Origin of the sequence: Paenibacillus endophyticus (genome assembly GCF_014192395.1) — a bacterium.
GTDB classification, from domain to species: domain Bacteria; phylum Bacillota; class Bacilli; order Paenibacillales; family Paenibacillaceae; genus Pristimantibacillus; species Pristimantibacillus endophyticus.
The window spans coordinates 175,113-187,995 of sequence record NZ_JACHXW010000011.1 but is presented as its reverse complement, the minus strand read 5'-3'; the positions used below and the strand labels follow the sequence as shown (position 1 = coordinate 187,995).

General features: G+C 53.0%; 10 protein-coding genes. 9 read left to right on the top strand and 1 reads right to left on the bottom strand.

Annotated features, from left to right (window positions below; genetic code table 11):
* Positions 1–244 precede the first annotated feature (244 nt).
* The 7 genes from FHS16_RS18585 to FHS16_RS18555 all read left to right on the top strand — a co-directional run bounded on the left by FHS16_RS18585 (position 245) and on the right by FHS16_RS18555 (position 10,058).
* Entirely contained in the window at positions 245–1,537 is a 1,293-nt protein-coding gene (locus tag FHS16_RS18585) for a polysaccharide deacetylase family protein (RefSeq protein WP_183565852.1), read from the top strand.
* Between the two features lie 89 nt (positions 1,538–1,626).
* Positions 1,627–2,646, top strand: coding sequence for an AAA family ATPase (locus FHS16_RS18580; protein ID WP_183565849.1), 1,020 nt, complete (start codon positions 1,627–1,629; stop codon positions 2,644–2,646).
* The gene (locus FHS16_RS18575) at positions 2,643–4,094 is read left to right on the top strand and encodes a DUF58 domain-containing protein (RefSeq protein WP_183565846.1); all 1,452 of its coding nucleotides are present in this window, start codon (positions 2,643–2,645) and stop codon (positions 4,092–4,094) included. Before FHS16_RS18580 ends, FHS16_RS18575 begins: the two co-directional genes overlap by 4 nt.
* A complete protein-coding gene (locus FHS16_RS18570; protein ID WP_183565843.1) occupies positions 4,081–6,831 on the top strand; it encodes a DUF4129 domain-containing transglutaminase family protein in 2,751 nt (916 codons plus the stop codon). The genes FHS16_RS18575 and FHS16_RS18570 overlap by 14 nt, the downstream gene beginning before the upstream one ends.
* A gap of 478 nt (positions 6,832–7,309) precedes the next feature.
* The gene (guaA, locus tag FHS16_RS18565; protein ID WP_183565840.1) at positions 7,310–8,848 is read left to right on the top strand and encodes a glutamine-hydrolyzing GMP synthase; all 1,539 of its coding nucleotides are present in this window, start codon (positions 7,310–7,312) and stop codon (positions 8,846–8,848) included.
* Between the two features lie 143 nt (positions 8,849–8,991).
* A complete protein-coding gene (locus FHS16_RS18560) occupies positions 8,992–9,525 on the top strand; it encodes a GrpB family protein (RefSeq protein WP_183565837.1) in 534 nt (177 codons plus the stop codon).
* Positions 9,522–10,058, top strand: coding sequence for an AAA family ATPase (locus tag FHS16_RS18555; protein ID WP_183565834.1), 537 nt, complete (start codon positions 9,522–9,524; stop codon positions 10,056–10,058). The genes FHS16_RS18560 and FHS16_RS18555 overlap by 4 nt, the downstream gene beginning before the upstream one ends.
* Before the next feature lie 120 nt (positions 10,059–10,178).
* Here the strand turns inward: FHS16_RS18555 and FHS16_RS18550 are convergent, their stop codons facing one another.
* Complete coding sequence (locus FHS16_RS18550; protein WP_246431822.1) at positions 10,179–10,880, bottom strand: TetR/AcrR family transcriptional regulator; 702 nt, start codon at positions 10,878–10,880, stop codon at positions 10,179–10,181.
* 69 nt (positions 10,881–10,949) lie between these two features.
* Between FHS16_RS18550 and FHS16_RS18545 the strand changes: the two genes are divergently transcribed.
* Both FHS16_RS18545 and FHS16_RS18540 read left to right on the top strand, forming a co-directional pair.
* Positions 10,950–11,801 (top strand): helix-turn-helix transcriptional regulator, encoded by an 852-nt coding sequence (locus FHS16_RS18545; protein ID WP_183565829.1) that lies wholly within the window; start codon positions 10,950–10,952, stop codon positions 11,799–11,801.
* Positions 11,802–11,892: 91 nt separating this feature from the next.
* The gene (locus FHS16_RS18540) at positions 11,893–12,864 is read left to right on the top strand and encodes an N-acetylglucosamine kinase (protein ID WP_183565825.1); all 972 of its coding nucleotides are present in this window, start codon (positions 11,893–11,895) and stop codon (positions 12,862–12,864) included.
* The last annotated feature ends 19 nt before the right edge of the window (positions 12,865–12,883 follow it).

Below are 12,883 nucleotides of genomic sequence, written 5' to 3'. Positions count from 1 at the left end.
GGTAGAGGCGATTTTTTTTTGATTCGGCATTCTCGTTATTCTTGACATAGACCTGCGCAACCTTTCGAGTCCGTCCGGCGAAAAGTCCAATAATTGCGAGCATCAGCCGTTACTGGATTTTTTGCAATCTGCTGATTCCCAATGAAGGTGGGAAGGAGCAGGCATTTACGGAGGCAAAGGCTCATATACTCTATCAAATGGAATGAGAGATTCCAGTCATAGGTAGAGAAGGGTGGCAGAGGGCATGCGACGTATGTTGCGAATTTCAATTTGTGCTTGGATGGTTTGGCTTGGCTTGCTGGGCTTTGAAGGGGGAGCCGCATTCAAGGACAATGCGGCAAGCGAGTTGGAACCATTGCATGCAAGCGTGGCGGGCAACGTCTCCTATTATGAGCCAAAGCCGCTCCTGGCAGCCCATGCGGCATATGCCGCGAAGAAGCAGCTTATCCAAGAAAAGCTTGCGGCCCCAGCCGCCGCTGCCAAGGCTGAAGCGAATCAGAAAACCGTATATTTGACTTTCGACGACGGTCCTAGCAAAAATACAGGGCTTGTGCTGGATATTTTGAAACGCGAAGGCATCACGGCTACTTTTTTTGTGCTTGGCGAGCATGTGCTGAAGCAGCCCTTGCTGGCTAAAAGAATCATAGAAGAAGGCCATTCAATCGGCAATCATACGTTTAATCATAAATATGAGCAGCTATACGGCAGCTTCTCCGCGTTTGCCGGGCAGGTGATGAAAACCGATGATGCGATCTATCAAACCACCGGTGTCAGAACAACGCTGCTTCGCGCGCCGGGCGGTACGTTTACGAACTTTGACCAGGGCTACTTTGATGGGCTGGCAGCAGCAGGCTACGTGGTTCATGATTGGAACGTGGACAGCGGGGATTCGAAGAAGCAGGACGTCCCGTCTTCGGAAATTTTGACAGCTATTAAAGGCTCGAAGCTGGCAAGCAAGCTGAATGTGCTGCTTCATGACAGCGCCGGGCATGCAGAGTCGGTTAAGGCTTTGCCAGCCATTATTCACTATTACAAGAGCAAGGGCTATGCTTTTGCCCCCATTACGGACAAGGTGGAGCCTATTCAATTCAAGGTGGCAAGCAAGCTGAAATGGAATAGGAAGCCGGTAACGACTGGTGAGATAGCAAAGCTCATAACATACGCGGAGCAGCTTGACAGAAATGGAAGTTCGGAGCAAGTAAAGCCTGAGGAGCAGAAGCTTACTTTGCACCGCGGGGAGGATCGTCTCGTGCTTGAAGCGGGCGAATACCGCCTGATCGGAGGTACGATAGAGGTGTCGCTGCGCAAGCTGGCGGAATGGATTGGAGCCAGCTTGGAGCTGGATTCGGAGCAAGGGCAGATGGTTGTGACATACGAAGGCAATCCGGTGCTCACGCTAATAAGCAAGGAAATCAAAGCCTCTGACATGAGTGCGGATCTGATTGTCCCTGTTAGGGCGACGCTGCAAACGTTCGGGATCGGAATAGCGAAGTATGTATACAACGACAATCAGCGTGAAATATGGGTGACAGATTAACAGAATCGCCCTCTAGCAGGTCTAAAGATAGAGAAAGCTGGGGAAACTGAAAAATAGATAGATTTATTTTTCAGGAGGCGAATTATACGATGATTTCCCCCCAATTTTCTGATGATGCGAAAGAGGACCGATACGGTCATTGGCCGGAAGCGCCGCAGGTGCTGCTGCATCGATTGCTAGTTAAGGTAGAGAGCGTGCTGCTCGGCAAGCAGCAGGTCATCCGGAACACGTTAACGGCGCTGCTGGCAGGCGGACATGTTCTGCTTGAGGATGTGCCAGGCGTAGGCAAAACGCTGCTCGCGCAAGCTTTTGCCAGAGCGGTAGGCGGCGATTTCAAAAGAATACAATTCACTTCGGACATGCTGCCGGCAGATATCGTAGGCGGCGTGGTGCTGGACGCCCGCTCGAGCGAGCTTGTCTACCGTCCTGGTCCCATAATGGGCAATGTAGTGCTTGCCGATGAGATCAACCGCACATCACCGCGCACGCAGTCTGCTCTGCTTGAGGCCATGGAGGAGCGGCGCGTGACGGTTGAAGGCAAAACCCGTAAGCTTCCGGTGCCCTTTATGCTGATTGCGACCCAGAATCCGCTCAGCTTCGAAGGCACGAATACGCTGCCGGAGGCGCAGCTGGACCGTTTCATGATGCGGTTGACGATCGGCTATCCCGGTTCATCGGAGGAGAAGCGGATGCTGGAGCAGTATGCGGACGGCAACCGGATTGAGCCGGATCGTCTGCGGCCGGTCATTGCGACAGAGGAATGGCTCCAAATGCAAGCGGAAGCAAGGCAGACGCATATGCATCCAGCGCTGCTTGAATATATGGTGCAGGTTGCAGATGCGACAAGACGGGCGCCCGAGGTGGTGCTGGGATTAAGCCCGCGTGCGCTTCGTGATTGGCTGCGGGCCTCCCAGGCCAATGCCTATATGGAAGGCCGGGGTTATGCGGTGCCTGATGATCTGCTTGCCACGGCCGAAGCCGTACTCCCGCACCGGCTGTCGCTTCGCTTCAGCGCGGCTTCCATGGGAGAGGACGCGGCGACGGTTATTAAACGCATGATTCGCGATTGCCCGATGCCGGCAGCGGCGGGAAGCGGGAAGCGCCGATGAATGCACCGCATCAGGATGACGTATTGCAGATCGTGGATCGACAGATAGACGATGTCGATGGCATTAAGCCGCAAGCGGAAATACAGAAGGAGAAGCTTAAAGGCGATAGGCAGATGCCAAAAGCGCAACAGTCCGCAGCATACCGTACCAGATGGTTTGCCTGGAGCCTCATCGCAGCGGCGTGGGCGGGGAGCATGGCAGCGGTCGTCCTGAGGGGCGGCGCTGTAGAATGGTTTATGACAGCGGTGCTAAGCATGATCATCGTCGTGAGCGGCTTGGCTCCGCTTCTAGCTGCTGCACGCTTGAGCGCCATTCGGGATTTGTCGCAGCAAACGATTCGCGAAGGCGGGCAGCTGGCTATCCGCTTCACGTTAAAGCGAGCGATTCCTGTTCCGTTTGTATGGATAGCCATCCATGAAGAAACCTTGAACGAGAGCTCGGCTTTGAATCGGAAAATCAGCATACATGCGGTGTTCACTCCCGTGTGGAGCAAGGAAACAACCTATCTTTATACGCTTCATCAGCTGAGGCGCGGACGGCATCCCTATCAGCATGCCGTAGTTACGATAGGCGATTGGCTCGGCTTAACGGCAATCAGCAGGCAGCTCGATTGCAGATCGGAATTCATCGTTCTGCCAGGACTTGCACATGCAGCTAGCCCGAATAGGCCGGAGCGCTTGGAGGGCGGGGGGGTGTATGCCGTACCTTCCTCGCTGAGGGGAGAGTCGCAGGATTTACGCGGTGAAGCGGGTAGAGAAGAAATCGAGGCCGCAGTTCGCGCAGCCGGTCTAGGGCCGGACTTCCGCCCATTCCGGCAGGGCGACTCGCTGCGGCATTTGGACTGGCGGAGCGCCGCCAAAGGACGCGGCTTGCAGACTAAGGTGCATTCGCTTGAGCAGCCCGTTCAAACCTGCATTGCGATAGATACGATGGCAGCGGCTTACGATGCAGATGATCGGCTGTTTGACGCATGCGTAGGCTGGGCAGCACTAGCTCTCGCGAATGCAGCTGAACTTGGCAATGGCGTAACGCTCTTGCTCGGAGAAGGTAGCCAGACCATGCGATTGCCGCATCAGAGCGGTACGCAGCAGGGAGTATCCGGCATGCTGCACGCGATGGCCCTTCTCCGAGCGGAAGGAAAGGGCTCGCTAGCGCGAAGCTTGAATCGAAGCTCTCATTTGCTTGCTCGCGGCAGTACAATTCTTGTCTTTACTGCGGATTGGCGCGGCGGACGCAGCTGGGGCGAGCTTGCGGGCTATGCGGCAGAGAAAGGCTGCAGGCTTGAGCTGTTCATCGTGACGAGGAGTAACATCCCAACCTTTGCGATGCGCGAGCAGCATAAATGGCTGGAGAGCGGCGGCGTCAAATTGACGTGGCTGCCTGTCCCTGCGAGTATGTCCGCGCAGCCGTATGCAGCGGAAGGGGGCGATGCGCATGAGTATGCATAAAAGCGGAGTTGCCGAAAGAACGGCTAAGCCGATAAGCGAGGATCGCAAACGAATGCGGCGCGACATGCCGGAGGAATCTTTCGGATTCCGGCTCGTTACAAGCCTGCTGCTGTACGGCTTGTTTGCGGAGTGGCTGCTGCCTTGGGTTAACGCCGGAGAATGGTCAGCTATTTACAATCCGGGTCCGCTGCTGCTCGTAATCGGATTCGCGATGCTGTCCGGTTTGTTCCGTTTGCCGGCTGCGATTACGCTCTCGATGAATGCGATGCTGTGCGTATTGAGTCTAATGTGGCTCTATAAAAGTGCGGATCAAAGCGAGCTGCAATGGCTGCTTGGCTTTCCTGCCATGCTGAAGGAGCATCTGCTGCTGATTGGACAAAGCGGATTATGGGCTATGTCGAGCGAGCTGAGGACATTGCTGCTGTTTATTGGCTGGGCGATGCTGGCCCCCGCGCTGCAGGCGCTGTTATGGATGCGCCAGACAGCGCTGGGTCTTGCCGCTGTTACATTAATCTATTTAATTACGCTCCATGTCTGGCTGGGCTTTGAGGTCATGGGGGGATTGATGCGAGCGGTAGCCGAGGGACTGTTGCTTGGAGCAGTCGTCGCTGTGCCGCGCGTGCAGCGGATAATTGACACAGGCACAAGCAAGCTGAAGGAGCTGGATATGCGCTGGCTGTCCGGGTCGGCTTTTGTCGTATTGATGGTCGTAGGCTTCGGCTTGCTGTTTGCCGGAGGACGCGAGTCGGACATGCCTGCTCCAAGCTGGACGGCTTCACTGAATGAACGCTTGGAAGAAACCGTCCGATCTTTGGGAACCCAGCAAGGCGCGGTAACAACGCTTAGTCAATCGGGCTTAGGCCAATTAGGCGGAGCCTTTACCGGCTACGGCTTCGATGACAGTCAGCTTGGCGCGCCGGTCACGAAGGACGAGCGGGTTGTTTTTATAGGCAGCTCGCCAGCCAAAGCGTATTGGCGCGGGGAGTCCAAGCGCGTATATGACGGCCGGGGCTGGGTGGATAGCGCCGGAAGCCCCGTGCTGCAACCCATAAAGGGAACGGATACGACCGCATCTTCCGAGGCCGCGGCACGAGAGGGCAATAGGCTGCATGGTCCCGTCATTAGGCAATCGGTCGTTTGGATGGAGCCGGCGGCAGGCATGCCGCTGTTCACCTCGGGATTGCAAGGACATGTAACGGAGCTCATCGCAGCCGATCCGCGCCGCAAGCTGGGCAGCTACGTCTACAATGCCGACAACAGCTCCTTGTTTGCGCAATCGGACAAGACAAAGGTAGAGCGCTTTGTGGTGGAAAGCACGCTTACCGTTACAGACGGCAAGCAATTACGTTCGATTGCCCTTGAATCAGATTTGGCATCGGATGAAAGCAGGCTGTTTGCGGAGGGAAATACATCCTTAGAAGAAACGGATTTATCGTCGGAGCTGGAGCCGTATTTGCAGCTGCCGTCATCGCTTCCAAGCCGCGTTTCGGCTTTAGCGGCTGAGATAGCGGGAGGCGGCGTAACGAACCGCTACGACCAAGTGAAAGCGATTGAGGATTTTTTGAAAGCAAGCTACACCTATACGCTTGATGGCGGCTCGCAGCCTCCCGAAGGCAGCGATTTCGTAGACAACTTTTTGTTCGATCAGCGTCAAGGCTATTGCGTGCATTTCTCAACCGCGATGGTCGTGCTGCTGCGTTCGCAAGGGATTCCTGCTAGATGGGTAAAAGGCTTTACGCCCGGAACGGCTGTTTTGAATCGGGATGCCGGATTGGATGGCAATAAGGAGCTTGCAGGAGATGATGCGCTGGATACTTTCGGCGGCAATGCGCAAGCTGATGGAAGCGGGAGTGCCATAGGCGCTGAGCTGGTAGAGTATGAAGTGAAAGGCTCGGATGCGCATGCTTGGGTCGAAGTATATTTCCCTGGCGCAGGCTGGGTGCCTTTTGATCCGACTCCCGGATTCAGCGGCGTCTTGAGCGTAGGCACCGCCGCTTCGGTTGGGGGTGCGCTCGCTGCTCCGGCTATGGGTGCAGCGGGAGCGGCTATGGCGAGCGATGCTGCCGGAATCAGCGAGTCGAGTCTGGCAAGCCTCGCAGCATGGGCTGAGGCAGCGGCCGCAATCGGGGCAGATGCCCTCGCGCAGGCAGCGCACAAAGCAGCGGCGGCATCGCCAGCAGCAGCTGCAGCCGCAGGCGCGGGCGCGCTGGCGCTCGCGGCCGCGGCCATTGCTGCGGCACAGCGCCAGCGGCTTCGCCTTTCGCTGGCGCTGCGCCGCTATGGCGCGGCTTACGCCGGCATCGCGAAGCTCGCCGGCGGAGCCGCGCCCTACCCGTCACATGAACCTGTGACGGGCAGCGCTGCCACGGCGGCGGAGCTTGCGCCGCGGAAGGCCAGGGCGGCGCCGCATGATGCCGATGGGCTCGTGCGCGCCAGCTTTATTAGCGTCGCCGATCACTTGGCGCCGCTGCTGTATCGCCGTTTCGGCGAGCGCGCGCCGGGCCTGACGGCACGCGAATACGCGCTGGCGGCTGAGCCCTCGCTCCCTGCTGAGCAGCAGGATGCGCTCCGCCAGCTGACACGCTGGATGGAGGAAGCGCATTTTGCCGCGCCGGGCCCATGGCTTAGCGCACCTACGCCAGCCGCGCTGCGCACGGTGCTTCGCGTGCTGGACAAGCAGCCGATTCGCAAAACGAAACGTCCAGAGAGCATCAAGGCTCCCAACAAAATCATGTGAACCCATGCGTGGGATGATTCGCTTGCGCGTGGAACGCAGCCGAACGCAGCCGAGAATCATATGATTGCTGAAGAACCTTTCATGCTTCGCATTTGAAACATACAATGCTCACAAAAGAAGCGTCCGATAAACGGAATAGGAATTGGCTGCTGCTTTTAACGACAAGGTCCCGAATGGGGCCTATGTCTGTTTGAAAGGGGTGCATCTGGATAAATCGTTTTTGACGTCACAATTCAATTTGATCGCAAGCGGCTTATCCGTTCAATTCAGGTGGAAAGGCCAAAAGGCTCATGCGTTTAAAAATAATGGCTGCATGTCGCTGTTCGTTCATGAGCAGCGGCATGCCGCATATTTCTGTCAGATTCTAGGCTGTAACTGCGAGGAATCGACTTTTTCTACGAATTGTCACGTTGTTTCGCCTTGACTCGCTTAAACCGCCTTATATATAATTACTACATAATTTGAGGGAGGCTCGGTAATGACTAAGCAAAATGAAATCATTGTTGTTCTCGATTTTGGAGGCCAATACAATCAGCTGATTGCACGCCGTATTCGCGATTTAGGCGTATACAGCGAGCTGCTGCCTTACAACACGTCGGTAGAACGGATCCGTGAATTACAGCCGAAGGGCATTGTATTCTCGGGAGGACCGGCTAGCGTTTATGAAGGAAATTCACCCATGGTGGACCCGGCGATTTATGATTTGAACATCCCGATTTTTGGCATATGCTACGGCATGCAGCTTATGTCGCATCAGCTTGAGGGTAAAGTTGAGCGCGCGGGCAAACGCGAGTATGGCAAAGCTGAGGTTGAATTTATTGACGGTTCCGAAATCGGCTTTGGCCTAGATAAGGTTCAAACGGTATGGATGAGCCACGGCGACCATGTAGTTGAACTTCCTGCAGGATTTGAAGTCGATGCAAGCACGGAGCATGCTCCGGTTGCGGCTATGAGCAATAAAGAACGTCAATTTTATGCGGTTCAATTCCACCCTGAGGTTCGCCACTCGGAGTTCGGCAATGAAATGATCCGTAATTTCCTATACAACATCTGTGATTGCGACGGTACGTGGACGATGGAATCCTTCATAGAGGACGCAATCCGCGATATTCGCAACGAGGTTGGCGACAAGAAGGTGCTTTGCGCGCTCTCCGGCGGCGTAGATTCCTCCGTTGTAGCGATCCTTCTTCACAAAGCGATCGGCGATCAGTTGACTTGCATGTTTATTGACCATGGCATGCTGCGCAAAGGCGAAGCGGAAGGCGTTATGGAAACCTTCGTCGGCAAATTCGACATGAAGGTGCTTAAGATCGATGCGCAGGAGCGTTTCCTCGGCAAGCTTAAAGGCGTAGAGGACCCAGAGCAAAAACGTAAAATTATCGGCAACGAATTTATTTATGTATTCCAAGAAGAGTCGGACAAGCTCGACGACTTTGAATTTTTGGCGCAAGGCACGCTTTATACGGATATCGTGGAGAGCGGCACGGCTACGGCGCAAACGATCAAATCACACCATAATGTCGGCGGCTTGCCGGATGACATTAAGTTCAAGCTGATCGAGCCTCTTAAAGCATTGTTCAAAGACGAGGTTCGCAAAGTCGGCGAAGAGTGCGGCTTGCCTGAAGCAATCGTATGGCGCCAGCCATTCCCGGGTCCAGGTCTTGCGATCCGCGTTCTAGGCGAAGTGACAGAGGACAAGCTTCATATCGTACGTGAATCCGATGCTATTCTGCGTGATGAGATCGCCAAAGCAGGTCTTGACCGTGAAATTTGGCAGTACTTCACTGCGCTTCCGAACATGAAGAGCGTAGGCGTAATGGGCGATGCCCGCACGTACTCGTACACAGTCGGTATCCGCGCGGTTACTTCGATCGACGGCATGACGGCAGACTGGGCGCGTATTCCTTGGGATGTGCTCGAAAAAATATCCGTTCGTATCGTTAACGAAGTCGACAACGTTAACCGGATCGTCTATGACGTTACGTCGAAGCCGCCAGCTACGATCGAGTGGGAATAGGCTGGAATTAATTAATTCCACGTACACCTGCATCAATAGAGTGCAAAAAATTACTCTCTTTTATCTGCGTTGTTTCGCAAATAGAAGGGAGTATTTTTTTGAGCTATAATGAAGTTAGGCTATTTGAAACAGGAGAGTGAACCATGCGCAAAGCGGAAATCATGCCTTGGACGGAAAACTGGAATGAACGATTTCAAACCGAATCACATATCCTTGCAGCGGTACTGGAAAAGGAAATGATCGAAATACACCATATTGGAAGTACATCAGTCAAGCAAATCGGCTTCGCCAAACCAATCATTGATCTGTTAGTTGTCGTAAAAAACATCCATAACCTTGATGCGTACAACAATCAGTTGGAATCGTTCGGTTATACGCCAAGAGGCGAAAACGGGATGACTGGAAGACGCTACTTTATAAAGGGCGGCCAGCAAAGAACACATCATGTCCACTGCCATCAGCTTGGAGACGTACGAATAGATATACATTTGAATTTCAAGCAGTATATGATTAAACATCCAGATGATGCGAAGGCATACGGGGAGCTGAAAGTAAAGCTTGCCGAGCAGTTCCACCATGATGTTCATATGTATCAAGCGGGTAAGGAACAGTTTCTTGATGAAATGATTCTTAAAGCGATGAAATGGGCGAAGAAGGAAGGAAAGCCATTCGCATGATTATAATGATAAATGGAGCATTTGGCGTTGGAAAAACAAGTACGGCTGCCAAGCTGCAAGAAAAAATGCCGAACAGCATGTTGTTTGATCCAGAACAAGTCGGATATATGCTAGGGAGGATATTAACAGACGAAATAAAGAGCGAGCAAGAAAGAACGGATAACTTTCAAGATCTAGACTTATGGAGAGTGCTTGTCGTTCAAGCAGCTCAAGCGATAAAATCGAAGTATCAAAGAACGATGATTGTTCCAATGACGATCTATAACAAGGATTACTTTCACTATATTTATGAGGGCTTCAGGAGGCTTGATAGTCAGACCTACCATTTTTGTTTAATGGCAAGTGAAGAAGTGATCTTTGAGCGCTTAAAAAAACGCGGAGAGGTCGAAGGCAATTGGTGCTTTCAACAAACGAATAGATGCTTGGATGCTTTTCAATCTGCATGCTTCGAACCGTACATTTGGACGGAGAAAATGGAGGTTAGCGAAATAGCTGAGGCTATTATGAAAACCATTAAGCATGGCACAGCTTGACGTTCGTCAAGCTGCGAAGCAATAGATGACGAATGCTGCATGTTAATCTCCCTTTCTTTATCATCCAGCCATACGCATCCGCATAAGAAGGAAAAAAACAGCTGCAAACCATAAATGCCATTACTCATTCCGATCCTGAAGCTGTTTATCGAACCCGAGCAGCAGCGCCTCGAAAGCGGCATGGAAGGTCGGAGAGAGACGCGCCATAATCGAATCCGCGCTTTCTTCTGATTGCGTATAGGTCCCCACGATCCCGCGCAGCATATAGAAGTAAATGCGCGAACAGCTGAGCAGCCCGTCACCATCAGGCACATTTAAATAGGTACCCAAAAGTCGCGAGATGATATGGTGCATGTGCTGCCGAATCCGGTTGATCGCGAGCTCAGGTTCGAATTCATCAACGCGAGCGGATTTGGCCTCGAAAAAAATGCTGTACATGCTTCGGTTGTCCAAGCAGAAACGAATAAACTGCTCGTTAAGCCGGCGAAGCTTCTCGTCCGAGGACAGGAAAGCATCGACTGACAGCATATCCATGCTCGTTTTGAGCAGCTCCAAGGGCTGCGTGGACAAAGCATAAAGCAGAGCCTCTTTATCCTGAAAATAAATATAAATCGTCGTATGCGAGCAGCCGGCTTCTTTGGCAATTTGCCTGATAGTGACCGTTTCGTAGCCTTGCTTACTGAAAAGCTTCTCTGCAGCCGCAATAATAGAATGCTTCGTTTCTTCTGAGCGCTGTTCCTTTTTACTAGTCAGATTAATTCCTCCTACAAGCATATAACCGCTGGTTAGCGACCAATGGTTATACGCTAATCCAGTCGGCATGATGTTGTCAAATGAACGATTATGTTAACTTTTTGTTGCCTATTATATCGTTCGTTAAAGGAGATACCGATGAAGCTATTGCCTTCCATAAGCAAAGACGAGATTGCGCTTCCGCAGGCGTTTCCGATTATCATATCGCAGTCCCAAGGCGTTTCGCCGACCTTTCAGCGGCTCCACTGGCATACAGCGCTTGAAATTAACTATATCGAGCAGGGCAGCGGTTATTATTTGATCAACGGCAGCCGTTATGACTTCCAGCAAGGTGATATCGTGCTTATTCACGCGAATGACCTGCATCGCGCATTCGAGGAAGAAGGGCTGGTCATGGGCATCGTGATGTTCGATCCGTCCCTGCTTGCCTTAGAACAGCGCTATGATGCCGAGCTGCTCATTCCGTTTCGCGATATCGGCCAGCGGTTTGACTATGTGCTTGAGAGAACGCATCAGGCGCACGGGCTGCTCGGAACGATACTAATGGAAATGAAGGCTGAGTTTGAACGCAAGGAGCCGCATTTCGAGGTCGTCGTGAGAGCGAAGCTTATTCAGCTGCTGGCGTTCGTTAACCGGTATTTTGCGAGAAACAACAAAAATGAATTGCAGCATGCGAGAGGAACGGAAACGATCCGTGCCGTGCTGCGTGATATCGAGAGTGATATTGCCTTTCCTTGGACATTAGGGAAGCTGGCTGATGCGGCTCATCTCAGCCCCTCCCGGTTCAGTGCACTATTCGTGCAGGTCGTCGGCACTTCGCCGCTAGACTATCTGATTCAGCTTCGGTTGTCGCAAGCGGCGAATTTGCTGGAATCAACCGATAAGAAGATTATAGAAGTAGCTGCGGAATGCGGTTTTCGCAATTTATCCAATTTCAACCGCTTGTTTAAGCAGCATGTTGGCAAGCTGCCATCTGAGTTTAGAAGTTAAATAACAGTAAGATAGTATCAGAACATCGTTCTTTATCATTAGAAGAGCGATGTTTTTTGATTTACAATGAAGCTATGAACAAAAAAGGAGCGTGGCCGTCATTATTTTCTTAGGTATAGACGCAGGCGGAAGCAAAACCCATGCCTTGCTCGTTGACGATAGAGGCCGGGTGCTTGGCAGAGGGCTTGGCGGGAACGGCAATCACCAGACCGCATTCGAGAAGGCAGGAACGAACATTGAAGACGCTTGCCAGCAGGCTTTGCAGGAAGCCGGCATTGCGAAGGAGCAGGTAACCTATGCTTACTTCGGACTCGCAGGAGCTGACCGTGAGCCGGATTATGAGATATTGCGGCCGATGATTGCTTCACTTGGCTATGAGCACTACGCTATTGCGTGCGATACCATGATCGGTATGCGCGCGGGTACAAACAAATCGTATGGCGGCGTTATTATCAGCGGCACCGGCTTCAATGCCGCAGCGCGCAATGCGCAAGGCGAAGAGCTGCAATACGGAGGTTTCGGCTATTTGTTCGGAGACGGGCAAGGCTCGGGCACCGATCTGGCGGTTCACGCGTTCCGCAGCGCCATCCGTGCTTGGGAAGGAAGAGAGCAGGTGACTTTGCTTAGCGAGCTTGTTCCCGAGAGGCTTGGCTACGCGACCATTCAAGACATGTATGATGATGCGTTATATAACCACAAGCGCCCCGGGCATGGCCTGGCTAAGGTCATGTTCGAAGCTGCGGCGCAGGGGGATGCTGTTGCGATCCGGATTTTGCGGGAAGCCGGAAGCGAGCATGCCAACGCCGTTATGGCTTTGATCAAGCGACTTGGCATGGAGCAGGAACGTTTCGATGTCGTGCTTACGGGCAGCGTGCTGTCGCGCGGAGGCTCCCCCCATATGGTCGACGCGATCAATGAGGAGCTGGCAGCAGCCGCGCCGTATGCCAAGACTGTGCGGTTGACGGTGGACCCTGTCATTGGGGCCGTAATGAGCGCTATGGACAGCAAGGGGATTTCGATTGACGAGACCGTGGATGCGGCTTTGCGGAAAATTACTTTTTAAACATGGGAGGCTCATTCAA

Coding starts and splice junctions, on each gene's coding strand:
- FHS16_RS18585 (WP_183565852.1), top strand. CDS start 245: ATGCGACGTATGTTGCGAATTTCAATTTGTGCTTGGATGGTTTGGCTT.
- FHS16_RS18580 (WP_183565849.1), top strand. CDS start 1,627: ATGATTTCCCCCCAATTTTCTGATGATGCGAAAGAGGACCGATACGGT.
- FHS16_RS18575 (WP_183565846.1), top strand. CDS start 2,643: ATGAATGCACCGCATCAGGATGACGTATTGCAGATCGTGGATCGACAG.
- FHS16_RS18570 (WP_183565843.1), top strand. CDS start 4,081: ATGAGTATGCATAAAAGCGGAGTTGCCGAAAGAACGGCTAAGCCGATA.
- guaA (WP_183565840.1), top strand. CDS start 7,310: ATGACTAAGCAAAATGAAATCATTGTTGTTCTCGATTTTGGAGGCCAA.
- FHS16_RS18560 (WP_183565837.1), top strand. CDS start 8,992: ATGCGCAAAGCGGAAATCATGCCTTGGACGGAAAACTGGAATGAACGA.
- FHS16_RS18555 (WP_183565834.1), top strand. CDS start 9,522: ATGATTATAATGATAAATGGAGCATTTGGCGTTGGAAAAACAAGTACG.
- FHS16_RS18550 (WP_246431822.1), bottom strand. CDS start 10,880: ATGCCGACTGGATTAGCGTATAACCATTGGTCGCTAACCAGCGGTTAT.
- FHS16_RS18545 (WP_183565829.1), top strand. CDS start 10,950: ATGAAGCTATTGCCTTCCATAAGCAAAGACGAGATTGCGCTTCCGCAG.